The sequence below is a fragment of the Pseudomonas sp. MLB6B genome (assembly GCF_054508135.1).
In genome coordinates this window covers 2764339-2790336 of sequence record NZ_CP199313.1, presented here as the reverse complement: position 1 = coordinate 2790336, position 25998 = coordinate 2764339, and the positions used below count along the sequence as shown (strand labels likewise).

The 25998-nt window shown below is 62.1% G+C and carries 26 protein-coding genes and 1 tRNA gene; 12 read left to right on the top strand and 15 right to left on the bottom strand.

The window, feature by feature from the left end; translation table 11 throughout:
* Positions 1-37: 37 nt before the first annotated feature.
* The 4 genes from kdgD (at position 38) to ACSMEV_RS12465 (ending at position 5656) form a co-directional block, all read left to right on the top strand.
* A complete protein-coding gene (kdgD, locus tag ACSMEV_RS12480) occupies positions 38-949 on the top strand; it encodes a 5-dehydro-4-deoxyglucarate dehydratase (protein WP_459205423.1) in 912 nt (303 codons plus the stop codon).
* 105 nt (positions 950-1054) lie between these two features.
* The gene (locus ACSMEV_RS12475; protein ID WP_459205422.1) at positions 1055-2419 is read left to right on the top strand and encodes an MFS transporter; all 1365 of its coding nucleotides are present in this window, start codon (positions 1055-1057) and stop codon (positions 2417-2419) included.
* A 77-nt stretch (positions 2420-2496) separates the two neighbouring features.
* On the top strand, positions 2497-4050 hold the full coding sequence (gene garD / locus ACSMEV_RS12470; protein ID WP_459205421.1) for a galactarate dehydratase: 1554 nt from the start codon (positions 2497-2499) through the stop codon (positions 4048-4050).
* Between the two features lie 25 nt (positions 4051-4075).
* Positions 4076-5656: an aldehyde dehydrogenase (NADP(+)) gene (locus ACSMEV_RS12465; RefSeq protein ID WP_459205420.1), complete on the top strand. Its 1581-nt coding sequence runs from the start codon at positions 4076-4078 to the stop codon at positions 5654-5656.
* Positions 5657-5738: 82 nt separating this feature from the next.
* Here the strand turns inward: ACSMEV_RS12465 and ACSMEV_RS12460 are convergent, their stop codons facing one another.
* Entirely contained in the window at positions 5739-6488 is a 750-nt protein-coding gene (locus ACSMEV_RS12460; protein WP_459205419.1) for a FadR/GntR family transcriptional regulator, read from the bottom strand.
* Between the two features lie 127 nt (positions 6489-6615).
* On the opposite strand from ACSMEV_RS12460, the gene ACSMEV_RS12455 reads away from it, so the two are divergent.
* Together ACSMEV_RS12455 and ACSMEV_RS12450 are read left to right on the top strand one after the other, a co-directional pair.
* Complete coding sequence (locus ACSMEV_RS12455) at positions 6616-8838, top strand: TonB-dependent receptor domain-containing protein (protein ID WP_459205418.1); 2223 nt, start codon at positions 6616-6618, stop codon at positions 8836-8838.
* Positions 8839-8956: 118 nt separating this feature from the next.
* Complete coding sequence (locus ACSMEV_RS12450) at positions 8957-9871, top strand: hypothetical protein (protein ID WP_459205417.1); 915 nt, start codon at positions 8957-8959, stop codon at positions 9869-9871.
* Between the two features lie 242 nt (positions 9872-10113).
* On the opposite strand, the gene ACSMEV_RS12445 is transcribed toward ACSMEV_RS12450, so the two are convergent.
* The 6 genes from ACSMEV_RS12445 to ACSMEV_RS12420 form a co-directional block, all read right to left on the bottom strand.
* A tRNA-Gly gene (locus ACSMEV_RS12445) sits at positions 10114-10189 on the bottom strand.
* 64 nt (positions 10190-10253) lie between these two features.
* The gene (gene pgsA, locus ACSMEV_RS12440) at positions 10254-10814 is read right to left on the bottom strand and encodes a CDP-diacylglycerol--glycerol-3-phosphate 3-phosphatidyltransferase (protein WP_459205416.1); all 561 of its coding nucleotides are present in this window, start codon (positions 10812-10814) and stop codon (positions 10254-10256) included.
* Positions 10815-10847: 33 nt separating this feature from the next.
* Positions 10848-12671 carry an excinuclease ABC subunit UvrC gene (uvrC, locus tag ACSMEV_RS12435; RefSeq protein ID WP_459205415.1) on the bottom strand — a complete coding sequence of 608 codons (1824 nt, stop codon included), beginning with the start codon at positions 12669-12671 and terminating at the stop codon, positions 10848-10850.
* A 15-nt stretch (positions 12672-12686) separates the two neighbouring features.
* Positions 12687-13325: a response regulator transcription factor GacA gene (gene gacA, locus ACSMEV_RS12430; protein WP_296267605.1), complete on the bottom strand. Its 639-nt coding sequence runs from the start codon at positions 13323-13325 to the stop codon at positions 12687-12689.
* Between the two features lie 134 nt (positions 13326-13459).
* Positions 13460-13777, bottom strand: coding sequence for a helix-turn-helix domain-containing protein (locus ACSMEV_RS12425; RefSeq protein WP_314494429.1), 318 nt, complete (start codon positions 13775-13777; stop codon positions 13460-13462).
* Between the two features lie 148 nt (positions 13778-13925).
* Positions 13926-14399, bottom strand: a complete 474-nt coding sequence (locus ACSMEV_RS12420; RefSeq protein WP_459205414.1) for a GNAT family N-acetyltransferase — start codon at positions 14397-14399, stop codon at positions 13926-13928.
* Positions 14400-14684: 285 nt separating this feature from the next.
* Between ACSMEV_RS12420 and ACSMEV_RS12415 the strand changes: the two genes are divergently transcribed.
* On the top strand, positions 14685-15464 hold the full coding sequence (locus ACSMEV_RS12415) for a sulfite exporter TauE/SafE family protein (protein WP_314494431.1): 780 nt from the start codon (positions 14685-14687) through the stop codon (positions 15462-15464).
* Here ACSMEV_RS12415 and nudC read toward each other — a convergent pair.
* The 8 genes from nudC to ACSMEV_RS12375 form a co-directional block, all read right to left on the bottom strand.
* Positions 15432-16265 (bottom strand): NAD(+) diphosphatase, encoded by an 834-nt coding sequence (nudC, locus tag ACSMEV_RS12410; RefSeq protein WP_459205413.1) that lies wholly within the window; start codon positions 16263-16265, stop codon positions 15432-15434. The two genes, ACSMEV_RS12415 and nudC, sit on opposite strands and share 33 nt — an antisense overlap.
* Positions 16266-16392: 127 nt before the next feature.
* On the bottom strand, positions 16393-17205 hold the full coding sequence (locus ACSMEV_RS12405; protein ID WP_459205412.1) for a crotonase/enoyl-CoA hydratase family protein: 813 nt from the start codon (positions 17203-17205) through the stop codon (positions 16393-16395).
* 126 nt (positions 17206-17331) lie between these two features.
* A complete protein-coding gene (gene ahpF / locus ACSMEV_RS12400) occupies positions 17332-18894 on the bottom strand; it encodes an alkyl hydroperoxide reductase subunit F (protein ID WP_459205411.1) in 1563 nt (520 codons plus the stop codon).
* 132 nt (positions 18895-19026) lie between these two features.
* Positions 19027-19590 (bottom strand): alkyl hydroperoxide reductase subunit C, encoded by a 564-nt coding sequence (gene ahpC, locus ACSMEV_RS12395; protein WP_459205410.1) that lies wholly within the window; start codon positions 19588-19590, stop codon positions 19027-19029.
* Positions 19591-19810: 220 nt separating this feature from the next.
* Positions 19811-21166, bottom strand: a complete 1356-nt coding sequence (gorA, locus tag ACSMEV_RS12390) for a glutathione-disulfide reductase (RefSeq protein ID WP_459205409.1) — start codon at positions 21164-21166, stop codon at positions 19811-19813.
* Positions 21167-21298: 132 nt separating this feature from the next.
* On the bottom strand, positions 21299-22138 hold the full coding sequence (galU, locus tag ACSMEV_RS12385; RefSeq protein WP_313739709.1) for a UTP--glucose-1-phosphate uridylyltransferase GalU: 840 nt from the start codon (positions 22136-22138) through the stop codon (positions 21299-21301).
* Between the two features lie 225 nt (positions 22139-22363).
* Positions 22364-22723, bottom strand: coding sequence for a hypothetical protein (locus tag ACSMEV_RS12380; protein WP_459205408.1), 360 nt, complete (start codon positions 22721-22723; stop codon positions 22364-22366).
* Positions 22720-22896 (bottom strand): hypothetical protein, encoded by a 177-nt coding sequence (locus ACSMEV_RS12375; protein ID WP_459205407.1) that lies wholly within the window; start codon positions 22894-22896, stop codon positions 22720-22722. Before ACSMEV_RS12375 ends, ACSMEV_RS12380 begins: the two co-directional genes overlap by 4 nt.
* Between ACSMEV_RS12375 and ACSMEV_RS12370 the strand changes: the two genes are divergently transcribed.
* The 5 genes from ACSMEV_RS12370 (at position 22882) to modB (ending at position 25997) form a co-directional block, all read left to right on the top strand.
* The gene (locus ACSMEV_RS12370) at positions 22882-23184 is read left to right on the top strand and encodes a DUF1883 domain-containing protein (protein WP_313739711.1); all 303 of its coding nucleotides are present in this window, start codon (positions 22882-22884) and stop codon (positions 23182-23184) included. The genes ACSMEV_RS12375 and ACSMEV_RS12370 overlap by 15 nt on opposite strands.
* A 6-nt stretch (positions 23185-23190) precedes the next feature.
* On the top strand, positions 23191-23361 hold the full coding sequence (locus ACSMEV_RS12365) for a hypothetical protein (protein WP_459205406.1): 171 nt from the start codon (positions 23191-23193) through the stop codon (positions 23359-23361).
* Positions 23362-23396: 35 nt separating this feature from the next.
* Positions 23397-24470 (top strand): NAD(P)H-dependent flavin oxidoreductase, encoded by a 1074-nt coding sequence (locus ACSMEV_RS12360; RefSeq protein WP_459205405.1) that lies wholly within the window; start codon positions 23397-23399, stop codon positions 24468-24470.
* 100 nt (positions 24471-24570) lie between these two features.
* Entirely contained in the window at positions 24571-25320 is a 750-nt protein-coding gene (modA, locus tag ACSMEV_RS12355) for a molybdate ABC transporter substrate-binding protein (RefSeq protein WP_459205404.1), read from the top strand.
* Positions 25320-25997, top strand: a complete 678-nt coding sequence (modB, locus tag ACSMEV_RS12350; protein WP_459205403.1) for a molybdate ABC transporter permease subunit — start codon at positions 25320-25322, stop codon at positions 25995-25997. The genes modA and modB overlap by 1 nt, the downstream gene beginning before the upstream one ends.
* Position 25998: the final 1 nt, after the last annotated feature.

Genomic DNA, 25998 nt, shown 5'->3' with positions numbered 1-25998 from the left:
CAACCTTCACCCCAAGCGCCACAGGATGCTTACAACAATGAATCCACAAGAACTGAAATCCATCCTCTCTCACGGCCTGCTGTCTTTCCCGGTCACCGACTTCGACGCCCAAGGCGACTTCCACCAGGCGGGCTACATCAAGCGCCTGGAATGGCTGGCCCCCTACGGTGCCAGCGCCCTGTTCGCCGCAGGCGGCACCGGTGAGTTCTTCTCCCTGGCCGCCAGCGAATACAGCCAGGTGATCAAGACCGCAGTCGACACCTGCGCCACGTCGGTGCCGATCCTCGCCGGCGTCGGCGGCGCCACGCGCCAGGCCATCGAGTACGCGCAGGAAGCCGAGCGCCTGGGTGCTAAGGGCCTGCTGCTGTTGCCCCATTACCTGACCGAAGCCAGCCAGGACGGTGTGGCCGCCCACGTCGAGGCCGTGTGCAAATCGGTGAAGATCGGTGTGGTGGTGTACAACCGCAACGTCTGCCGCCTCAATGCCGATCTGCTGGAGCGGCTGGCCGAGCGCTGCCCCAACCTGATCGGTTACAAGGACGGCCTGGGTGACATCGAGCTGATGGTGTCGATTCGCCGCCGCCTTGGAGATCGTTTCAGCTACCTGGGCGGTCTGCCGACCGCCGAAGTCTATGCCGCTGCCTACAAAGCGCTGGGCGTACCGGTCTATTCCTCGGCCGTCTTCAACTTCGTGCCGAAAACGGCCATGGACTTCTACAACGCCATCGCCCGTGACGACCATGCCACCGTCGGCAAGCTGATCGATGATTTCTTCCTGCCGTATCTGGACATTCGCAACCGCAAAGCCGGCTACGCCGTGAGCATCGTCAAGGCCGGTGCCAAGATCGCCGGCTATGACGCAGGCCCAGTGCGCACGCCGCTCACCGACCTTACTGCCGATGAATACGAAATGCTCGCCGCACTGATGGACAAAATGGGTCCGCAGTAAGCACAGCCTGCGGCCTGCCAAAAGCCGCACGCCGGAGTGGGTTCGCCCCACTTCGGCCACAACTCATGAGCCCGCACAAAAATAACTAGTGGGAGTACGACCAGCATGCAAGCGAGCAAAAAGACGCATGTGCGCTACCTGATCCTGTTCATGCTGTTCCTCGTGACCACGATCAACTACGCCGATCGCGCCACCATCGCCATCGCAGGCTCGAGCCTGCAAAAAGACCTCGGCATCGATGCCGTGACCCTTGGCTACATCTTCTCCGCATTCGGCTGGGCCTACGTCGCCGGGCAAATTCCCGGCGGCTGGCTGCTCGACCGTTTCGGTTCCAAGAACGTCTATGCCGTCAGCATCTTCACCTGGTCGCTGTTCACATTGCTGCAAGGCTTCGTCGGCGGCATGCCGGTGGCCTGGGCAGTGGTGACCCTGTTCACCCTACGCTTTCTGGTGGGCTTTGCCGAAGCGCCTTCCTTCCCCGGCAATGCGCGCATCGTCGCGGCCTGGTTCCCGACCCAGGAGCGCGGTACCGCCTCGGCCATCTTCAACTCCGCACAGTATTTCGCCACCGCGCTGTTCGCCCCGATCATGGGCTGGATCGTGTTCAGCTTCGGCTGGGAGCACGTGTTCGTGGTCATGGGCGCGTTGGGCATCGTGTTTTCCCTGGTGTGGCTGAAAACCATCTACAACCCCAAGCAGCACCCGCGCATCAGCCAAGCCGAGCTCGAACACATCGAGCAGAACGGCGGCCTGGTGGACATGGACCAGAAACGTGGCAACGACGGGCCGAAATGGGGCTACGTCAAGCAACTACTAACCAGCCGCATGCTCCTGGGCGTGTACCTGGGCCAGTACTGCATCAACGCCATCACCTACTTCTTCCTGACCTGGTTCCCGGTGTACCTGGTGCAGGAACGCGGCATGACCATCCTCAAGGCCGGCTTCATCGCCTCCTTACCGGCGATCTGCGGCTTCATCGGTGGCGTGCTTGGTGGGGTGATCTCGGACTGGCTGCTGCGTCGCGGCAACTCGCTGACCTTCTCGCGCAAACTGCCGATCGTCTGCGGCCTGCTGCTGTCGACCACCATGGTGTTCTGCAACTACGTCGACGCCGAGTGGATGGTGGTCGGCTTCATGACCTTGGCCTTCTTCGGCAAAGGCATCGGCGCGCTGGGCTGGGCGGTTGTGGCCGACACCTCGCCGAAGCAGATCGCCGGGCTCTCGGGCGGGCTGTTCAACACCTTCGGCAACATCGCCTCGATCACCACGCCGATCGTCATCGGCTACATCATCAGTGCCACCGGCTCGTTCAAGTGGGCATTGGTGTACGTCGGCGCCAACGCGCTGGTGGCGGTGTTCAGCTACTTGGTGATCGTCGGCCCGATCAAGCGCATCGAACTGCGTGACGATGCACCGAAGTCACCGCCCGAGCCTGCCGCCAACGGTGAATTGGCCAGCTCGCGTCCCTGAGCGAACACGCCCGTGCCGGTCGATCCGGCGCGGGCGGATGTACAAAAAAGCCTGAGAACCTGACAAGTAGGCCCGATATGCAGCTGATCGAACATTCCGACTCGCCCCACTACGTCCGCCTGCACGAGGACGACAATGTCGTGGTCGTCGTCAACGACGGCGGTCTGGGCGAAGGTGCCCGCTTCGCCGACGGTCTGACCCTGGTCGAAAGCGTGCCACAGAGCCATAAGGTCGCCACCGTCGCCATCGCCAAGGGCGAACCGGTACGCCGTTATGGGCAAATCATCGGACATGCACTGGAAGACCTGCGCCAAGGCAGCTGGGTACAGGAAAGCCAGCTCGCCATGCCAGCCGCGCCCGAGTTGGACAGCCTGCCGCGCTGCGATGCCGTGCCACAACCGTTGCCGCCGCTGGAGGGCTTCACCTTCGAAGGCTACCGCAACGCCGACGGCACCGTCGGCACGCGCAACATCCTCGGCATCACCACCACGGTGCAGTGCGTGACCGGTGTGCTGGAACATGCGGTCAAGCGCATCCGCAGCGAACTGCTGCCCAAATACCCCCACGTCGATGACGTGGTCGCCCTCACCCACAGTTACGGTTGCGGCGTGGCGATCAACGCCCGCGACGCCTACATCCCGATCCGCACCGTGCGCAATCTGGCGCGCAACCCCAACCTGGGCGGCGAAGCGCTGGTGATCAGCCTGGGCTGCGAGAAACTCCAGGCCGGCCAGGTCATGCACGACGACGACCCGTCCGTGGACCTCAGCGAGCCATGGCTCTATCGCCTACAGGACGCCAGCCTGGGCTTCGTGGAAATGATCGAGCAGATCATGGCGCTGGCCGAAACCCGCCTGAAGAAGCTCGACCAGCGCCGCCGCGAAACCGTGCCGGCCAGCGAACTCATTCTGGGCATGCAGTGCGGCGGCAGCGACGCCTTCTCCGGCATCACCGCCAATCCGGCGCTGGGTTATGCCGCCGATCTGTTGGTACGCGCCGGCGCCACCGTGCTGTTCTCGGAAGTCACCGAAGTGCGCGACGCCATCTACATGCTCACCTCCCGCGCCGAGAACCAGGACGTCGCCGAGGCCCTGGTGCGCGAGATGGACTGGTACGACCGTTACTTGCAACAAGGCGCCGCCGACCGTAGCGCCAACACCACGCCGGGCAACAAGAAAGGCGGCCTGTCGAATATCGTGGAGAAGTCTCTTGGGTCGATCGTCAAGTCCGGCAGCGGCGCCATCCAGGGCGTGCTAGGGCCAGGCGAGCGGGTCACGCGCAAGGGCCTGATCTTCTGCGCGACGCCTGCCAGCGACTTCGTCTGCGGCACGCTGCAACTGGCAGCCGGGATGAACCTGCATGTGTTCACCACCGGGCGCGGCACGCCCTACGGCCTGGCCATGGCGCCAGTGGTCAAGGTCTGTACGCGGACCGAACTGGCCCAGCGCTGGCCGGACCTGATCGACATCGACGCCGGGCGCATCGCCAGCGGCCGCTCGAGCATCGAAGAGCTGGGCTGGGAGCTGTTCCACTATTACCTGGACGTCGCCAGCGGCCGCAAGCAGACCTGGGCCGAACAGCACCGTTTGCACAACGACATCACCTTGTTCAATCCGGCACCGATCACCTGATTACCCACGCCTTTAGGAGCTCCAAATGCCAGAGATACTCGGCCACAACTTCATCGCCGGCCAGCGCAGCGCCGCTGGCACACAGCGTCTGCAAAGCCTGGACGCCACCACCGGCGAGGCCCTGCCCTACAGCTTCGCCCAGGCCACCGCCGACGAAGTCGACCAGGCCGCCAGGGCGGCAGCCGCCGCGTTCGTCGAATTCCGCAACCTGAAACCAGCACGGCGCGCCGAATTCCTCGACGCCATCGCCGCCGAGCTGGACGAACTGGACGACGCCTTCGTCGCCATCGTCTGCCGCGAGACCGCCTTGCCGGCTGGGCGTATCCAGGGTGAGCGTGGTCGTACCAGCGGCCAGATGCGCCTGTTCGCCCAAGTGCTGCGCCGCGGCGATTTCCTCGGCGCACGCATCGACCAGGCACTACCCGAGCGCCAGCCGCTGCCACGCGTGGACCTGCGCCAGATGCGCATCGGCGTTGGCCCCGTGGCCGTGTTCGGCGCCAGCAACTTCCCCCTCGCCTTCTCCACCGCCGGCGGTGACACGGCTGCGGCCCTGGCCGCCGGTTGCCCGGTGGTGTTCAAGGCGCACAGCGGGCACATGGCGACGGCAGACGTGGTCGGCTGTGCGATCCAGCGGGCCGCCGAGCGTACCGGCATGCCGCAGGGCGTGTTCAACATGGTCTACGGCGCAGGCGTCGGCGAGCCGCTGGTCAAGCATCCGGCCATCCAGGCCGTCGGCTTCACCGGCTCGCTCAAAGGTGGCGACGCGCTGTGCCGCATGGCCGCCGAACGGCCGCAGCCGATCCCGGTGTTCGCCGAGATGTCGAGCATCAACCCGGTGATCGTGCTGCCTGGCGCCCTGACCAGACGCGGCGAAACCATCGCCCGCGAGCTGGCCGGCTCCGTTTGCCTGGGTGCCGGTCAGTTCTGCACCAACCCAGGGTTGCTGATCGGCTTGCAATCGCCGCAGTACACCCAGTTGCTCAGCGAGCTCGGCCAGCATCTGCAGCAACAGGCTGGACAGACCCTACTCAACGCGGGCGGCCTGCGCAGCTATGTCGGCGGCGTAGAACACCTGCATGCCCACGCCGGTATCGAACACCTGGCCGGTCAGGCCCAGGAGGGCACTCAGGCCCGCGCCCAGCTGTTCAAGGCCGACGCCCAGCTGTTGGTGGACGCTGACCCCCTGTTGCAAGAGGAAGTGTTCGGCCCTACCACCGTAGCCGTCGAAGTGCAGGACCCGCCACAGTTGCGCGACGCCCTGCTGGGCCTGCGTGGCCAACTGACCGCAACGTTGATCGGCGAGCCCGAGGACTTCGAGGCGTTCGCCTGGCTGGTGCCGCTGCTGGAGGAAAAGGTCGGGCGCATCCTGGTCAACGGCTATCCGACCGGCGTGGAAGTCTGCGATGCGATGGTCCATGGCGGACCTTATCCGGCCACCTCGGATGCACGCGGCACCTCGGTCGGTACACTGGCCATCGACCGCTTCCTGCGCCCGGTGTGCTACCAGAACTACCCGCAGGCGTTGCTGCCGGAGGCGTTGCGTGACAGCAACCCGTTGGGGCTGCGTCGCTTGGTCGACGGGCAGTGGAGCGAAGACGCGATTTAAGCGTCCTGAAACTACAAAGCCCCGCCTATGCGGGGCTTTGCTTTATTGGTGTCCCTTGGAAGCACTGCACGCGCAACCGCCCTCAACCCTTCTGGGATTCAGCCTCTTCATGCGCCTGGCGCAGGCGCTCGCGGCTGTTGCTCAGATGCATGCGCATGGCCATCTTGGCCCCCTCGCCGTCGCGCCGGGCAATGGCTTCGTAGATCGCTTCATGCTCGTGCCTGAGCCGACTCATGTAATGGGCCTGGTCATCCTGCGCCAATCGCGCCGAATTCACCCGCGTGCGCGGGATGATGCTGGTACCCAGGTGGTCGAGGATGTCGGCGAAGTAGTGGTTGCCACTGGCCTGGGCGATGCGCAGGTGGAACTGGAAATCCGCCGATACCGCGTCGGTGGCATGCGCGGCGCCTTCGTTGAGCTCGTCCAGTGCCGCGCGCATGCCGGCCAACGCTTCGTCGCTACGGCGCTGAGCCGCGAGCCCTGCCGATTCGACTTCCAAGGCGATGCGCAGCTCAAGAACGGCCAGCACTTCGCGCAGGGTCACCACGGTCGCGGGGTCGATCCGAAAACCGGCCGTCGTTCCAGCGTTCAGCACGAAGGTGCCGATGCCATGGCGGGTTTCCACCTGCCCGGCCGCCTGTAGCCGGGAAATCGCCTCACGCACTACGGTGCGGCTGACACCCTCCTCGGCCATGATCTGCGATTCGGTCGGCAGCTTGTCACCGCGCTTGAGCTGACCACTGCGAATGCGCTCGGTCAGCACCGTGACCAGTTCCTGCGCCAGACTGCGTGGCTTGCGCCGGGTCTTGGCCTGTACCTGTTGCTCTGTCATGCCCTGTGTGTCACCTGGAGAAGTTGCCATCATGATAGCGCAAGCGGTTGTACGATCACATGCGCTGGCGTAACGGTGCGCGCGAATTCGGCACAGGCCAGGGGGTAGATCGTCGGAGCAGCCAGCGTTGAATTCGCTGAGCGCCAGCAGATGGGGATCGGTAGGCCAAGGCTTTGCAGCTGGCGTCCATCAGGAAAGGTTACCTATTACAACGAAATGTCTGACGAGCAGTACAAACCGATACTACATACGAAATATTCTCATTTTCATTAATGTCCAGTCCGACTTCACGATTCGATCAAGGACTGGTTTCCCCATGAAGCACCCTGCCCTTCCTCTGAACCTGCTTACGGCAGCTTTGCTTGCCGCCCCCCTCTCACACGCCGCGCTGGTGGAAGAGCCTTCGCAAGGCAATGCCACCGAGTTGGAGACCTCGTTCGTCACTGCCAGCAGCACCAGCACGGACGTGCGCGACGCGCCTGCTAGTGTCAGCGTCATCACCCGCGAGGAGATCGAGCGGCAACCGGTCTATGACCTGGGCACATTGTTGCGTCGTCTTCCAGGCGTCACCGGCGGCTTCGGCCCGGTGGGCGAACAGTCGAAAATCAAGCTGCGCGGCCTGGACGACCAGTACACGGTGATCCTGGTCGATGGCAAACGTGTCGGCAATTCGGCAGACACGCAGTACCGGCGCGACCTGGCGCGCCAGGACCTGAACTGGATCTCCCCGAACATGATCGAGCGTATCGAAGTGACGCGCGGGCCTATGTCCTCGCGGTACGGCGCGGACGCCATGGGCGGGGTGATCAACATCATCACGCGCAAGGTCGCGCGAGCCTGGGATGGCTCGCTGAGCGTCAACACCACGGTGCCGCAGCATTCGGACCGTGGGCAGACCGAGCAGACCGGTTTCAATCTGTCGGGACCGCTCACCGAAACCATCGGCCTGCGCCTGGGCGCCAACATCACTCGCCGGGCCAGCGACGAGGCGCAGCCTCGGGCGGATGCTCAAGGCGCCACGCTTCGCAACGATGGCGCCGGAGGTGCCAAGGACCAGCACGTGAACGCGCTGCTGGACTGGCGCATCACCGACGCGCACAGCGTGTCGATGGAAGTGGTCCAAGGCGTGGAACGCTCATGGGGCTCGAAGGTACCTGGGTCGCAGGTAAGCGCGTTCGGTGCCGGGCATCTGACTCGCGACGGTTACGTCGCCTCCTATCAAGGCGATCTAGGTTTCGGCACCGCCCAGCTCGATGCCTATGTGAATCGGTTCGAAAACCGCATCAGCAAGGAAAAAGCCAACGCCGAAGAGAAAATCATCGATGGTCACTTGAACGTGCCGTTCGAATGGATACTCCAGCAGCGCATGACTCTGGGTGGGCAGTGGAAGCGCGACGCGCTGACCAACACGCGGACGCTGGGCGCTATCCCCATCGACCCTGAAGGCAAGCCCGTCACCGGTTCGCAATCGCAAGGCAGATACTGGTCGGCCTTTGTCGAAGACGAGCTGTTCGTGCTCGATAACCTGTCCTTGACCCTGGGCAACCGCTTCGACCACAGCCAGCGCGATGGCAACCACAACAGCCCGCGCGCCTACCTGGTCTATCATCCCCACCCCGACTGGACCCTGCGCGGCGGCATCGCCAAGGGCTATCGTGCGCCGAGCATCAAGGAAACCAGCGCAGGCGCGGCCACCCGCTCAGGCGGCAATGGCTGTACTTCGTTGCGGCCGCTGGGTTACGTGTCCGGTGGCTGCTGGATGGCAGGCAATCCCGATCTGCGGCCTGAAACCAGTCTCAGCAAGGAAGTTGGTATCGCTTACGACAACGATGGCTGGGAAGCGGGCCTGACCTACTTCCACACCGATTTCAAAGACAAGATCGAATACAAACCGCTGGGCTGGCACCAAGGTTACTGGTGGACTCAATTGACCAACGTCGAACAGGCACGCACGCGTGGCTTGGAAGGCACATTGCGAGTACCACTCATAGCAGACCGCGTCACATGGCGGAGCAATGCCACCTATATGTTGGAAAACCGCAACCTTGCCACCGGCGAAGCGCTGATCAACTCACCTAAGCTGTCGCTGTTCAGCGCTGTGGAGTGGCAGATCGACCCTGCCCTGACTACCGAGTTGTCAGCACAACATGTGGGCAAACAGCGCGGTGCCGCCAGTCACTTTGTGGCGCCTTACACCACCTATGACCTCACTGCCCAATGGGCCGCAACCAAGTGGTTGAAGGTCAATGCCGATGTGCAGAATCTGTTCGACGAGCAGCCACGACAGAGCGCGACCCGATTTTATGTACCGGGCCGGGCCTATTTTGTGGGGGTGACGAGTTATTTCTAGATGCGTGGAAATAGCATGCCTACTTACACATGTCAGATTACTAAACGGACCGTTTAACGCCCTCACCGGCATACAGCACTTAAGCTCATGGGCCACCCATCGGACACAGGGAACGTCTATGAGCATCAGTAGCAAAAAGCGGCGTGACGGTAAGAAAGCCAAAGCCAAAGTCAAGCGCAGTGGCTTGCCACCAAAGCCTCCTGCGCTTTACCAGCTCGATCGCTTGCGTAAAGACTACATCAAAAGCTGGGGCATCAATTCCGATGGCCATCTCGCCCAAGGCCATTACGAATGGATGGCCGCCAGGGTCGATGGCTTTCAGCGAACCCTGGAAATAGGCTGTGGGGTCGGTCACTCCACACTGGCCTTGTTGGCACAAGGGCACACCGTTGTCTGTATTGAAGAGAATCCCTACTGTATCGCCGCTACCCAGAAGCGGGTGGCCAGCCACGGTTATTCCGTCGCGGTCGTCTCGCGCGAGAAGCCGGAAAGCTTGGGTGATAATGCCTATCGACTGCGTTACAGCGATGTTGAAAACGCCCCTCAGGTGGTCTGCCTACTCATCGAGGGCGATGCCCTGAGCGATCCAAAGCTTGAGGCATGGCTTGAACGCCAGCCCAAGTTCGACTCGATCGCCTGCTGGTTGCTCGGTACGCACGACGCGCGCGGGCATAACATCGCTATCGATCTGGCGATGATGCCGACGTCCCGCGAACACCGCATCTACGTGCAGAACAACGTTTATGAAGTGGCGGATCGAATTCTTCGTCCAGGCGGCATACTGACGGTGATTGACCAGACAGAGACCCCCTCAACCCAAGCGCTTATCGAAAAAATAATGGAGCACCACCGCGAACAGGCCAGTGTCACCTCGCTTGTGGTCCAGCGCGTTGACCATGTGCCGTATGTGGCATCGGAGGAAAAAGGCGCGATGCCCATGCTGGTGACATTCGCCGAGGATACGCAGCAGAGTCTCGTGTCTGAGACTGCCCCCACGATGTCGCTTTGCTCGACCACTTCGGTCAAACCCTGAACCGTTACCGCTGCCTATTTACTTCCATAGAGCAGCGGTGCGCCGCCAACGCTGCGAAGCCTAGCCTATCTTTTTGCCACACCGAGCTCTGTAAGAATGCCTGAGCCCCAGTTCTGCCTCGAGTCTGCTACACCAACGCACCGGATCGCCAACAGATGCACAATGCGCTGAAACGAAAAAAGACGCCGAAGCGTCTTTTTTCAATGATCTAAAAATTACGATGCAACTTGTAGATCGATATTTGGAGCGGGAAACGAGACTCGAACTCGCGACCCCGACCTTGGCAAGGTCGTGCTCTACCAACTGAGCTATTCCCGCGTCGTGATGGGTGCCATTCTAACGCATCGCCAAATGGCGTCAACCCCTTGATTCAAAAAAACTTTTAACGCTGCTCGGTGCCTTCGCGCAGGTGCGGCCAGGCCGCGATCAGGTAGTGCACCATAGAGATCAACGTCAGCCCTGCCGATACCAGCAGCAACCCGTAGCCCAAAACCACCCAGACGCTCGCCACCGGCGGATTGCCCAACAGGATCACCAGCGCCAGCATTTGCGCGGCGGTCTTCCATTTACCCCAGTTGGACACTGCTACGTGCGCCCGAGCACCGATTTCCGCCATCCACTCGCGCAGCGCCGACACCACGATCTCGCGGCAGATGATGATCGCTGCGGGGAGCGTCAGCCAGAAGTTGGCATGCACCTGCACCAGCAGCACCAGGGCGACCGCCACCATGAGTTTGTCGGCCACCGGATCGAGAAACGCACCGAATGGAGTACTTTGCTGCAGCCTGCGGGCCAAGTAACCGTCCAGCCAGTCGGTGGCGGCGGCGATGGCGAACACCGTACTTGCTGCCATGTAGCTCCAATGGAACGGCATATAGAACAGCAAGATGAAGATGGGGATCAGCAGAACCCGTAGAACGGTGAGCAAGTTTGGAATATTCATCAGTACGACTGGCTGCGAGTTGAGCTCGACATACTACTCGCTATGCAAGCTGGCATAAATCGACTCGGCGAGCTTTTTACTGATACCCGGCGCTTTGGCTATTTCATCGATGCTGGCGCGGTTGAGCTCCTGCAGCCCGCCAAAGTGCTTGAGCAACTCGCGACGGCGTTTAGGCCCTACGCCGGCTACGTCTTCCAGGCTGGACGTCCGCCGTGCCTTGCCGCGACGCGCACGGTGACCGGTAATGGCGAAACGGTGCGCCTCGTCACGGATCTGCTGAATCAAATGCAGCGCCGGCGAGTCGCCCTTGAGCGTGAACTCATGGGCAGCGTCGTTGAGGTACAGCGTTTCGAAGCCCGCTTTACGCGTAACGCCCTTTGCCACTCCGAGCAAGGTCAGATCCGTAAAGGCCAGCTCCTGCATGACTTCGCGCGCCATGTTCAGCTGGCCCTTGCCACCATCGACCAACAGCACGTCGGGCAGCTTGCCTTCGCCGTTCTTGATGCGACTGTAGCGCCGGGTCAGGGCCTGCTGCATGGCGGCATAGTCGTCACCGGCAGTGATGCCTTCGATGTTGAAGCGGCGGTAGTCGGCCTTGATCGGCCCTTCCGGCCCGAACACCACGCACGAGGCCACCGTCGCCTCGCCGCTGGAGTGGCTGATGTCGTAGCATTCCAGGCGCTGCGGCACCTCGTCGAGGTCGAGCACTTGGGCCAGCGCTTCGAAGCGCGCGGCCATGTGCTGGCGGTTGGCCAAACGAGCGTTCAGCGCCTGCTCGGCATTGGTCACCGCCATCTGCTGCCAGCGCGCCCGGGTACCACGCACCCGGTGGGTGATGTCCACCTCGCGACCGCGCAGCGTGTGCAGGGCCTCGATGATGGTCTGGAAGTCTTCATGGACCACGTTGACGATCAACTCCCTGGGCAGCTCACGCTCCGGATTGCCGACGTAGTATTGCGACAGGAACGCGACCAGTACTTCCGAGACCTCTTCCTCGATGCCGACTTGAGGAAAGAAATTTTTGCTGCCCAGCACCCGGCCGCCACGCACGCTGATCAGGTGTACGCACGCGCCGCCCGGGTTGACGAAGGCGGCGATGACGTCGACCTCGCCCGAGCCGCCTTCGATGTGCTGCTGGTCCTGTACGCGCCTGAGCAGACCGATCTGGTCGCGCAGCGCGGCGGCCTTTTCGAAGTCCAGGGCCATGGCGGCCTGTTCCATTTCCACATTGAGCTCGTTGCCCAACTGCTGGCTGCGCCCCTCCAGAAACATCACCGAATGACGCACGTCCTCGGCGTATTCCTCCTGGCTGACCAAATCGGTACACGGCCCTTTGCAGCGCTTGATCTGGTATTGCAGGCACGGGCGGGTGCGGTTGGCGTAATAACTGTCTTCGCATTGGCGAACGGCGAACGTCTTCTGCAATACGCTCAGGCTTTCGCGAATCGCACCGGCACTGGGGTAAGGGCCGAAGTAACGACCCTTGGCGCGCTTGGCGCCGCGATGGATGCCGAGCCGTGGGAAAGGACCATCCGACAAAAACACGTAAGGATAGGACTTATCGTCACGCAACAGAATGTTGTACGGCGGTCGCCATTCCTTGATCAGGTTCTGCTCGAGCAGCAAGGCCTCGGTTTCGTTACCGGTGATGGTGGTCTCGATATGCGCGATGCGCCCCACCAGCGCCATCGTCTTCGAGGCCAGGCCGGTTTTGCGGAAATAACTGGCCAAGCGCTTCTTGAGGTTCTTGGCTTTACCGACGTAGAGCAGCCGCGATTCGGCATCGAACATTCGGTACACGCCCGGACGACCACTGCAGGTCGCCAGAAACGCGCTGGCATCAAAGGTTTGAGACATGGACCACTTCTAAGGCTAGAGACTTGCGTCGACCATTCCGTGGCGGACGGCCAGCAACGTTAATTCGACGTCGCTGGTCACGGAAAGTTTTTCGAAAATGCGGTAACGGTAGGTATTCACCGTTTTGGGCGACAGGCATAGCTTGTCAGAGATGATCTGCACTTTCTGGCAGCCGACGATCATCAGAGCGATCTGGATTTCCCGTTCGGAGAGACTGTCGAACGGCGACCCTTCGGGTTGGAATGGCTTGAGCGCCAGTTGCTGGGCAATTTGCGGGCTAATGTAGCGCTGCCCCGCGAACGCCAGGCGAATGGCGTGCACCATTTCATCGAGGGCAGCGCCTTTGGTCAGATAGCCAGAAGCGCCGGCTTGTAACAGGCGCGTGGGAAAAGGGTCTTCTTCGCAGGCGGTGACGGCCACGACCTTGCTGTCGGGATGGCTGCGCAGCAACTTGCGCGTGGCTTCGAGACCGCCGATGCCAGGCATCTTGACGTCCATCAGCACCACGTCCGGTTTGAGTTCACGGGCCAGCTTGAGGGCCGACTCGCCAGAGTCTGCCTCGCCCACTACATGCAGCCCCTCGATGTCACTGAGCATGCGGGTGATGCCGGTGCGTACCAGATCGTGATCGTCGACCACAAGGACCCTAATCAAGCCAGACACCTCGTCAATGGGGCGATTTGTAAGTTGCCACCTTAACAAAATTTTTCAGCCGCAACATATCGACTAAACGCTAGAGAATGCTGACGCGATGGATGATCCCATGCGGCCTCTGACCCTAGTGGCGCTCAATCTGCCAAGCGGTGCAGGACATGCCACAGAGCGGCGCGGTCTTTGTCGGGGAGGCGGCGGAAAGCTGTCAGCAGCCGGTCTTCATCGCCGCTTAGGCTGTCGAGCGGCAGCGGCGTCGGCAGCCCGGTCAACACGTACAGCGGGTCGACGCCTTTGGCAGCCACGGCCGCCAGGTAATCCAGACGCGGGGTACGGTCGCCGTTTTCATACTTGCCCTGGGCGTTGGGTTCGACGCCACCAATATCGCCGAATACCCGTTGCGTAAGGCCCAAGCGCTCTCGTTCTTCCCTGAGTCGCGCGCCGAATCCGTTCATGCCCTCTTTCCTTTTCACTTTGCGTTATCGATCTAGGAGATATCCCACATCCGTGGAGGACTATTCCTAAGCTTTCGGCACTATGCCCATTGCCAGGGGGCCAGGCAAGCCCTGGCTCGCGCCTCTCCCGAGCACCTTGCGCATTGCGCTAAACCACATCGGCGTCTTTTTGCACCGCGCATTGCATGAGCACGAAGCAACCGTCCTGACCGACTTCGTCGAAACCGACTCGCCGATACAAGCGTCGTGCCGGATTGCTGCTGAAGGCCATGAGACGCAGCAACGGCAAACGCCGTTGCTGCGCCCAACGCTTCAGTTCTTCGAGCACCCAGCGCCCTACCCCCTGTTGACGATGCTCGGGCAGCAAGTGCAGCTCACGGACGAACAACGCTTGGCGGTCCTGGCTCAGGCTGCAAAAACCCAGGGTCCGCTCACCGGCCTTGATCAGCCATTGCTCGCGCCAGCTCCAGGATTTGTCGAACGCCGCGTCCGTCCACAGCAGTGCGAACTGTTGGAAATACGGCAGCATCGCGCAGCGGGTGAGGTCACGCGCGAACGGCAGATCGAGGTCGCTGGCAGGCGAAAGGCGAAGCCCGTGGATTGCGTGGGCTTCATCGCTCATGGCGCGCTCACCAATGTCACGAAGCAGCGCACATGACAGGAATCTGGGGTCGATGGTCGATAGCGCATGAACGGCCTTGCGAGGATAAAGGGGGGGAACCATCAGCCTAGGCGCTGCCCAATGAATCGTCGAACCATCATTGGGGGATTGGAGAACTGTCGATAGGTAGCAGCAACAGGGCACGCCCTCGCCCATCGCACTGGAAGCCGTGCCCCACAGGCTTTACCATGCGTCCTTCCCCGAGCGCGACCTTTTGTCGCGCCTGTGCCAGACAAGACCGAGCCGATGCCCTTCGAACTCTCCGTAGAACCTCTCACGCTGCTGATCCTGACGCTGGTCGCTTTCGTCGCAGGCTTCATCGACGCCATCGCCGGTGGCGGCGGCCTGCTGACCACGCCAGCCCTGCTGACGGCCGGCATGCCACCGCACCTGGTGCTGGGCACCAACAAGCTCAGTTCCACCTTCGGCTCGGCCACCGCCAGCTTCACCTACTACCGGCGCAAGCTGTTCCATCCCGCGCAGTGGCGCCCTGCCTTGGCCGGCACGCTGGCCGGGGCTTTGCTGGGGGCGGTGGTGGCCCACTACCTGCCCGCCGAATGGCTGAACAAGATGCTCCCGGTGGTGGTGTTCGCCTGCGGCTTGTACCTGTTGTTCGGCGGCACGCCCAAGGCGCCGCTGGATGCCGACGCGCCGATCAAGAAGACCTGGCAGGCGCCGCAGGGCTTTACCCTGGGGTTCTACGACGGCGTGGCCGGCCCGGGCACCGGGGCATTCTGGACGGTCAGTACCCTACTGCTCTACCCCATCGACCTGGTGCGCGCCAGCGGCGTGGCCCGCAGCATGAACTTCGTCAGCAACGTGGCGGCGCTGACGGTATTCATGGTGTCGGGACAGGTCGACTACCTGGTGGGCCTGGCCATGGGCTTGTCGGTCATGGTCGGTGCCTACTTCGGCGCACGCACCGCCATCAAGGGCGGCAACAAATTCATCCGCCCGGTGTTCATCAGCGTGGTGCTGGCGTTGACCGTGCGCCTAGCGTGGCAGCACTGGTTCGGGCAGGCCTAAGCGCCGGGCCACGTACAGGTCGATAAGGTAGCGCGCGATCGACCGACCGGCCGGCAAGGGCGGTAGATCGCGGATGTCGAACCAGCGTGCGTCCTCGATCTCATCGGGCTGCATGACGATTTCACCACCCGCATATTCAGCGTGAAAGCCGAGCATCATCGAATGCGGAAACGGCCAGCATTGGCTGCCTACGTACTGGATATTGCGCACTTGCAACGCCACCTCCTCGAACACCTCGCGCTCCAGGCAGTCTTCGGCCGATTCCCCCGGCTCGGCGAACCCCGCCAACGTGCTGTACACACCCGCGACGAAACGTGGCGAGCGCGCCAGCAAGATTTCGTCGCCGCGGGTGATCAGCACGATCATGCTCGGCGAAATCCGCGGGTAATGGCGCAGGCCGCAGGCTTCGCAATGCATGGCACGCTCACCCCTCACCTGCACGGTCGGCCGGCCACAACTGCCGCAGAAACGGTGCTCGCGCGCCCAGGTGCCGATCTGCGCGGCATAGCCGAGCACCTTGTACAGCAGAAAATCGCCTTCGAGCATGAATTGGCGCAGGCCCTGCCAGCGACAGCCCGGCACTGCGGCCACTTCACGCAGTTCGAGGAGAAAGACCGGCTCGCCGTCCAGGTAGCCAATGCCATGCTCGCTCGCCACGTTCAGGCCTCGATCGGCCAGCCATTGGCGGGGAAACAGCGCCTGTTCGTCCTTGAGCAGAAAGCCCTCGGGACTACGCGCCACGGCCAGCCCTCCGGTGGTGGTAAGGGGGTCGAGTACTGCTGTGGTCCAACGTGCTGACATGACGGTCTTCCTGGGCGAGCGACCGACGTGATGGGGCGCGGTCGCTTGAAAAATGGATCTGGCGAGGTGGACTTGAGTCGCAATGGCTAGTTGGCCATCGCGCCAGCCACAGGGCTTGAGACCCGCACTAGTCGCGGAAGGTCGGCCGCTGCTTGCCCAAATGCGCGGCCATGGCGATGCGCAAGTCTTCGGACTGCAACATGGCGGCGTTCCAAGTGGCGATATAGTCCAGCCCATCGTCGATGCGGTGGTCGCGCATGTAGCCGAGCATGGCCTTGGTCCCGGCCACTGCGATCGGCGACTTTGCCGCGATCTGCCGAGCGATGTCCAGCACCTCGGCCAGCAAGGCTTCGGGATCGGCATACACACGATTGACCAACCCGATGCGCAGTGCTTCATCGGCCTGCACGCGGCGCCCGGTGTAGGCCAACTCACGCAAAACGCCGTCGCCGACGATACGCGGCAAGCGCTGCAGGGTACCGACGTCGGCAGCCATGCCCATGTCGATTTCCTTGATGGAGAATTGCGCGTCGCTGCTGCAATAACGCATGTCGCAGGCGGCGATCAGGTCGATGGCGCCGCCGATGCACTGCCCATGAATGGCGGCCAGCACCGGCTTGCGGCATTGGTCCACGGCATTGAACGAGGCCTGCATGCGCAGGATGGTACGGCGCAGTTGCCGGGCATTGCGCCCCACGTCCTGGCCCAATTGGCTGGCGACCGAAGCCAGCAGCGCCAGGTCGATACCAGCGGAGAAATGCTTGCCCGCGCCACTGATGACCACGGCGCGTATCGCATCGGTGTCGTCGATCCATTGGAAGATGTCGACGATCTCGGACCAGAACGCCGCGTCCATGGCATTGGCTTTCTCCGGGCGATCGATCTGGACGTGGACGACGTGCTCGGTCAGTTCGACGTTGAAAGCGCTGTATTCGGTCACCGGCGATGCTCCATCAGGCAGGACAAAGGCCGAATATAGCGCAGCGCCGCTGCCGCGTATCGGGCAAACCCCGGACAGCAGCGCGCCGCCCCGGCAAAGGGGCGGCGCGTGGCAGACGCGACCTAATCAGGCTGGCGCGGTGGTGCGGATCAGGTGGTCGAACGCGGCCAGCGAAGCTTTGGCGCCCTCGCCTACGGCGATGACGATCTGCTTGTATGGCACGGTGGTCACGTCCCCGGCAGCGAAGACGCCCGGGATGTTGGTCTGGCCCTTGGCATCGACGATGATCTCGCCGCGCGGCGACAGCTCGACGGTACCTTTGAGCCAATCGGTGTTGGGCAGCAGGCCGATCTGCACGAAGATGCCTTCGAGTTCCAACGCATGCTCGGCATCGCTGGTGCGGTCCTGGTAGCGCAGACCGGTGACCTTGTGCCCGTCGCCCAGCACTTCACGGGTCAGCGCGCTGGTGATCACCTTGACGTTGGGCAGGCTGTGCAGCTTGCGCTGCAAGACGGCATCGGCGCGCAACTGGCTGTCGAACTCGATCAGCGTGACGTGGGCCACGATGCCGGCCAGGTCGATGGCCGCTTCCACACCGGAGTTGCCACCGCCGATCACCGCGACGCGCTTGCCTTTGAACAGCGGACCGTCGCAATGCGGGCAGTAGGCCACGCCACGGTTACGGTATTGCTGCTCACCCGGCACGTTCATTTCGCGCCAACGCGCACCGGTCGCCAACACCACGGTCTTGGCGCGCAAAGTGGCGCCACTGGCCAGACGCACCTGGTGCAGACCGCCGTCGGTGGCCGGCAGCAAGGCTTCGCCGCGCTGCAGGTTCATGATGTCGACGTCGTATTGCTTGACGTGTTCTTCCAGCGCCGCGGCCAGTTTCGGGCCTTCGGTTTCCTGGACGGAGATGAAGTTCTCGATGGCCATGGTGTCGAGCACCTGCCCGCCGAAACGTTCGGCTGCGACACCGGTGCGGATGCCTTTACGGGCTGCATAGATGGCCGCCGTGGCGCCCGCAGGGCCGCCGCCGACCACCAGCATGTCGAAGGCCTGCTTGGCGTCGAGCTGCTTGGCTTGGCGGCTGCCGGCATTGCTGTCGAGCTTGTTGACGATTTCCTCGAGACCCATGCGCCCTTGGCCGAAGGGCTCGCCGTTCAGATAAAGGCTCGGCACGGCCATGATCTGCCGCGACTCGACTTCGGCCTGGAACAGTGCGCCGTCGATGGCGACATGGCGCACTTTGGGGTTGAGCACGGCCATCAGGTTCAGCGCCTGGACCACGTCCGGGCAGTTCTGGCAGGACAGCGAGAAGTAGGTTTCGAAGTGGAATTCACCATCCAGCCCTTGGATCTGCTCGATCAGCTCGGCACTGGCTTTCGAAGGGTGGCCGCCGACTTGCAACAGGGCCAGCACCAACGAGGTGAATTCGTGACCCATGGGGATGCCGGCAAAGCGCAGGTTGATCTGGCCGTTGGGTCGGTTGAGCGAGAACGATGGACGACGTGCGTCGTCTCCATCCACGCGCAAGGCAATGAGGTTCGACAGGCCGGCGATCTCCACCAGCAGGTCGTGCATTTCGCGGGACTTCGCGCCGTCGTCGAGGGAAGCAACGATCTCGATCGGCTGGGTGACCCGCTCCAGGTAGGTTTTCAGTTGCGATTTAAGCGTGGCGTCCAACATACGGGCGATTTCCTTCTTACAAAACTCGGATACAAAAACGCCCAGGCGGTGTCGCCCGGGCGCTTTTACGGGGCGGTAGACAGATCAGCTGTGGCGGCTAGCGACCGCCCGCGGGGTACGCATCGACTGGACTTAGATCTTGCCGACCAGATCCAGCGATGGCGCCAGGGTGGCTTCGCCTTCTTTCCACTTGGCCGGGCAGACTTCGCCGGGGTGGGCGGCGATGTACTGGGCAGCCTTGACTTTGCGCAGCAGTTCGCTGGCATCGCGGCCTACGCCACCGTCGTTGATTTCGACGATCTTGATCTGGCCTTCGGGGTTGATCACGAAGGTACCGCGGTCGGCCAGGCCGGCTTCTTCGATCAGCACGTCGAAGTTGCGCGAGATGACTTGGGTCGGGTCACCGATCAGTGGGTATTTGATCTTGCCGATGGTGTCCGACGTGTCGTGCCAGGCTTTGTGGGTGAAGTGGGTGTCGGTCGATACGCCGTAGATCTCTACGCCCAGCTTCTGGAATTCGGCGTAGTTGTCAGCGAGGTCACCCAGTTCGGTCGGGCAGACGAAAGTGAAGTCGGCCGGGTAGAAGAACACGACGGACCACTTGCCTTTCAGGTCGGCTTCGCTCACTGGAACGAACTCGCCGTTGTGGTAAGCGGTTGCGTTGAACGGTTTGACTTGGCTGTTGATGATAGGCATCAGACGTTTCCTCGGATGGGTTGAAATCAGTTGACGGAGGAAATCCTAACCAACGAACGCGATAAAGGCTCATTGGCAAACCTGATGCTGGTGATTGGTTTTGGCTATAAAGGTGGGATATCAATAGAAGCGATCGTGCTGAGCGCCGGGAGCGGCGCTCACGCACGGGCCTGTACCGGCGCTCTGCAGCGACGTGTTCAGGCCCGCATGGGACGCGCGATCAGCGCGTAACAGTGCGCATCGTGACGAACTCTTCCGCCGAAGTCGGATGCACGCCGATGGTTTCGTCGAACTGTTGTTTGGTTGCGCCGGCCTTGAGCGCGATGCCCAGACCCTGAACGATTTCGCCGGCATCCGGCCCGACCATGTGGCAACCCAGTACCCGGTCGGTATCGACATCCACCACCAGCTTCATCAAGGTCTTTTCCTGGCTTTGGGTTAGGGTCAGCTTCATCGGTTTGAACCGGCTTTCGAATATCTGCACCTTGTGCCCTGCTTCCAATGCTTGTTCTTCGGTCAGGCCGACCGTGCCAATGGGCGGCTGGCTGAAGACAGCGGTGGGAATGTTCTGGTAGTCGACCGGGCGGAACTGCTCGGGCTTGAACAGTCGACGGGCGACGGCCATGCCTTCGGCCAGCGCCACGGGCGTCAGTTGCACGCGGCCGATGACATCGCCGATCGCCAGGATCGACGGCTCGGTGGTCTGGTAGTGTTCGTCGACGCGCACGTAACCGCGTTCGTCCAATTCCACACCCGTGTTTTCCAGCCCCAGGCCATCGAGCATGGGTCGGCGGCCAGTGGCATAGAACACGCAATCGGCGATCAACTCGCGACCATCTTTCAAGGTCGCTTTCAGGCTGCCGTCGTCGAGTTTGTCGATACGCTCGATGTCGCTATTGAATTGCAGGTCGAGGCCGCGTTTTTCCAGTTCCTCCTTGAGGTGGTCGCGCACCGAACCGTCGAAGCCGCGCAGGAACAGGTCACCGCGGTACAGCAAGGTGGTGGCGCTGCCCAGTCCTTGGAAAATGCCGGCGAATTCGACGGCGATGTAACCGCCGCCCACCACGAGCATGCGCTTGGGCAATTGCTTGAGGTAGAACGCCTCGTTCGAAGTGATGGCCAGTTCTTTGCCAGGAATGTCCGGCACCTGTGGCCAACCGCCCACGGCGATCAGGATGCGCTCGGCGCTGTAGCGCTGACCCTCGACTTCCACTTCATGGGCGCCCGTCAGGCGCGCATGGCCTTGCAGCAGGGTCACGCCGCTGTCGACCAGCAGCTTGTGGTAGATACCGTTGAGCCGCTCGATTTCGCGGTTCTTGTTGCTGATCAGGGTGCCCCAGTCGAAATGCCCTTCTTCCAGGCTCCAACCATAACCGGCAGCCTGCTCGAGTTCGTCGGCGACGTGCGCGCCGTACACCAGCAATTTCTTCGGCACGCAGCCGACGTTGACGCAGGTGCCGCCCAGGTAGCGGCTTTCCGCAACGGCCACCTTGGCGCCAAAACCCGCAGCGAAGCGCGCGGCGCGTACACCACCGGAACCTGCGCCAATGACGAACAGGTCGAAATCGTAGGCCATGATTCAAACTCCAAAAAAAACCACCCCGAGGTGGTTGTTGCCGATCGAATCGGCCGGGTACGTGCAGTCTGGCGGTTAAATCTGGCGACTGCCAGCAGCACGCGGCATGTGCCACGCGCTGCTGCAGGTCGATCAGTAGGCTTTGCCGGACTTGTAGTAGTTCTCGAAGCAGAAGTTGGTCGCGTCGATATAACCTTCGGCGCCACCGCAGTCGAAACGCTTGCCCTTGAACTTGTAAGCGAGCACGCAGCCATCTTTGGCCTGCTGCATCAGTGCGTCGGTGATCTGTACTTCACCGCCCTTGCCCGGCTCGGTGTTCTTGATGATGTCGAAGATATCGGGTGTCAGGATGTAGCGACCGATGATGGCCAAGTTCGACGGCGCATCTTCGGGCTTGGGCTTCTCGACCATGTTGGTGACGCGATAGATGTCGTCACGAATCATGTCGCCGGCGATCACACCGTACTTGTTGGTTTCCTGGGGATCGACTTCCTGGATGGCCACGATCGAGCAGCGGAACTGGTTGTACAGTTTGACCATCTGGGTCAGTACGCCGTCACCGTCGGGGTTGACGCACAGGTCGTCGGCCAGCACCACGGCAAAGGGTTCGTCACCGATCAGCGGTTGGCCGGTGAGAATGGCATGGCCCAAGCCTTTCATTTCGGTCTGGCGGGTGTAGGAGAACGAACACTCGTCAAGCAGACGGCGGATACCGACCAGGTACTTTTCCTTGTCGGTGCCCTTGATCTGGTTTTCCAGCTCGTAGCTGATGTCGAAGTGGTCTTCCAGTGCGCGTTTGCCACGACCGGTAACGATGGAGATCTGGCTCAGACCCGCATCCAGTGCTTCCTCGACGCCGTATTGGATCAACGGCTTGTTGACCACCGGCAGCATTTCCTTGGGCATGGCTTTGGTAGCAGGCAGGAAGCGGGTGCCGTAACCGGCTGCCGGGAACAAGCATTTCTTGATCATAAACGTCCTTAAAGGGGGGTATGGCCATGTGGCTCTGGCGCAGTCTAATCAGGCGGCACGTACCTTACAATGCCCGCCCAAGCGGGGCTTCATGCCACGACTCAAAGGGGTTCGGCCTATATTCACGCCGATAGTTCCCGCAGGAGCGTGAAGGTTCCGAAAGATGCAAGCCGAAAACAATTTCTAATAGCGGCCGGCCATGACGGAACGGCGTCGAGGCCGCACTCACGAACCTGAAATGCACGCCGTCGTTGCATCGCGCACATCGCCGGGGCGCAGCGGAAAGTTGCTCAGGCGTTCACGCAGTTTGATCGCACTGCCATTGCTGCGCTTCTGAATCTCGACCAACGCTGCGGGGCCCGCACCGGCACCGAGCTTTTGCGGCACGATCAAGCGCAGCCCTTCGCCCTGTACTTCCTCGGTCAAGGGATCGCGGCTACTGGCCAAGGTTTGCTTGATGCAGTCGGCATATTCACGTGGCGACTTGCCCGATATCACGTCCATGGTCTCGTGCGATTGCTCGAGCTCGGACACGCTGGCACAACCTGCGAGCGCCAGCGAAAGCGCAGCCAAAACCCATTTCATCCCAATGTCTCCTGCAATTCCAAACCCTTGTTGACCATCGCCAGCGCATTTAGCTCCGATGAATCACGCTGTCGTTCGCTCAACGCCGCCGCGCGGCGGAAATCCCCCGGCATCGTGATAAAGTTGCGGCTTTTCAGACCGTACCTGCGGAGCAACGCATGAAATTCATCCACCAACGCGAGCACTTGAATGAAGACGACATCGTCGTCATCGAGTCTTCTCAGCCCTGCAACATCCGTCTGATGAACGACGCCAACTTCCGCAGCTTCAAGAATGGCGGTCGCCATACCTACCATGGCGGTGCCTTCGACAAGTTCCCCGCCAAGATCACCGTACCCAGCTCCGGGTATTGGAACATCACCCTCGACACCGTCACCACCCGGGCGATTTCGGTCACACGCAAGCCGACCTTCACCCACAAGATCAAGATCATTCGACGCTCCACGTCCCAGCTGAGATAAACCGCCATGACCCAGAACCTCAAATACGTCATCAAATACAAACTCGACGGCCAACGTCGCTGGGACTTCGCGGTATTGAGCGACGCCTCGCACGAGCAGGCGATGGATGCCCTGCGCAAGATCCATGGCGACGATGTCAGCAAGATCAGTGAGGTACAGGTCAGCAAGGCGCTGTAGCTTTACCTACATAACGCAAAGTCTGGAGGTGGTGCATGTACGCTTGGCCCGATCGGCGAATCCTTGACCTGCTCGATATCGAGTTGCCCATTCTGCAAGCCCCGATGGCTGGCGCCGGCGGCTCACCCCTGGCGATTGCCGTGGGCCGTGCCGGTGGGCTGGGCGCGCTGCCTTGCGCCATGCTCGATGCCGCCCAGGTGCAAGCCGAAGTGACGGCGTTCCGCCAAGCCTGCAACGGGCCGCTGAACCTGAACTTCTTCTGCCATCGGCCACCCTCTCCCGACCCTGAGCGCGCCGCGCGCTGGAAGGAAGCGCTGGCGGGTTATTACGCCGAGCTGGGTGCGGACGTGCAGGTACCGACACCGGTGTCGAACCGCCAGCCTTTCGACGAACAGGGCTGCCAGTGGGTGGAAACCTTGCGGCCCGAGGTGGTCAGCTTCCATTTCGGCCTGCCGCCAGAGCCTTTGCTGCAACGGGTCAAAGCCACCGGTGCCAAGGTGCTCGGCAGCGCAACCACGGTCGCCGAGGCCGTGTGGCTCGAGGAGCACGGCTGCGACGCCATCATCGCCATGGGTTACGAGGCAGGTGGCCACCGCGGCATGTTCCTGAGCGAAGACATCACCACGCAGATCGGCACCCTGGCTTTGGTACCGCAGGTCGCCGATGCCGTTGGCGTTCCGGTGATCGCTGCGGGCGGTATCGGCGACCACCGCGGGCTGGTTGCCGCGCTTGCGTTGGGCGCCAGTGCCGTGCAAATGGGCACTGCCTACCTGTTCTGCCCCGAGGCAAAGGTTTCCGTAGCCCATCGGCACGCCCTGCTCACCGCGCCGGCAGCCGACACGGCGCTCACCAACCTGTTCACCGGGCGCCCGGCGCGCGGCATCAATAACCGGTTGATGCGCGAGCTGGGCCCCATGAGCGAACTGACACCTGCATTTCCGTTGGCCGGCGGCGCCTTGATGCCTTTGCGTGCCTTGAGCGAAGCCCAGGGTAGCGGCGATTTCAGCAATCAGTGGGCTGGTCAGGGGCTGCGCCTCGGGCGCAGCGTACCGGCCGAAACCTTGACCCGCGACATCGCCCAAGCCGCCTTGGACCAACTGCGGCGCTGAGCACGGCAGACTCCGTTACCTGATGTCCCACTTCCCGCGGGCGGGCCGGTCGCTATATAGTCGGCGCCATAACGCCAACCTGCCCGCTGGAGCCTGTTCGATGCGCTTGCACCCAACCTTCGTCGCCCTCACCGCCTTGTTCATGCTCAACAGCGCCTGGGCCGATCAAGTCCAAGTGGCGGTTGCCGCCAATTTCACCGCGCCCATCCAGGCACTGGCCAAGGATTTCGAAAAAGACACCGGCCATACCCTGGTCGCTTCTTATGGCTCAACCGGCCAGTTCTATGCACAGATCAACAACGGCGCGCCGTTCGATGTCTTCCTGGCGGCCGACGACAGCACACCGGCAAAACTGGAGCAGGAAAAGGCCATCGTGCCTGGGTCGCGCTTCACCTACGCCATCGGCACCTTGGCACTGTGGTCGCCCAAACCCGGTTACGTCGACGACAAGGGCGAGGTGTTGCGCAAGAACGACTTCAAGCACTTGTCCATCGCCAATCCCAAAGCCGCACCCTACGGGCTGGCCGCCACGCAAGTGCTGGAGCAGCTCAAGCTCACCGATGCCACGCGCGCCAAGCTGGTCGAAGGGCAGAACATCACCCAGGCCTATCAGTTCGTTTCCACCGGCAATGCCGAATTGGGTTTCGTGGCGCTGTCGCAGATCTACAAAGACGGCAAGGTCAACGAAGGATCGGCCTGGATCGTCCCGGCCAACCTGCACGAACCGATTCGCCAGGATGCGGTGGTCCTCAGCAAAGGCCAGGACAACCCGGCGGCCAAGGCCTTGGTCGATTACCTCAAGACCCCTAAGGCCGCGGCGGTGATCAAGTCCTATGGCTATGCAATCTGATGCTCGACGCCAGTGACCTGGGTGCGATTTGGCTGACCTTGAAACTGGCCAGCCTCACGACCCTGATCCTGCTGGTGCTGGGCACGCCGCTGGCCTGGTGGCTGACGCGCACCCGCTCGTGGCTGGGTGGCCCGGTCGGCGCGCTGGTGGCCCTGCCGCTGGTACTGCCGCCCACGGTCATCGGTTTCTATCTGCTGTTGGCGCTCGGCCCGCATGGCTGGATCGGCCAGGCCACGACCGCCTTTGGTCTGGGTACCGTGGTATTCAGCTTCACAGGGCTGGTGATCGGCTCGGTGGTGTATTCGCTGCCGTTCGTGGTGCAGCCGTTGCAAAACGCCTTCACCGCCATCGGCCACAGGCCGCTGGAAGTTGCAGCGACCTTGCGCGCCAGCCCGTGGGACACGTTCGTGCACGTGGTGCTACCGCTCGCCAAGCCTGGCTTCATTACGGCCAGCATTCTGGGTTTTGCCCACACTGTCGGCGAATTCGGCGTGGTGCTGATGATCGGCGGCAACATTCCGGACAAGACGCGCGTGGTGTCGGTGCAGATCTTCGACCACGTCGAGGCCATGGAATATGCCCAGGCCCATTGGCTGGCCGGCGCCATGCTGGTGTTTTCCTTTTTGGTGCTGCTGATGCTCTACGGCCCGCGCCGAGACAAAGCAGGATGGGGTTGAA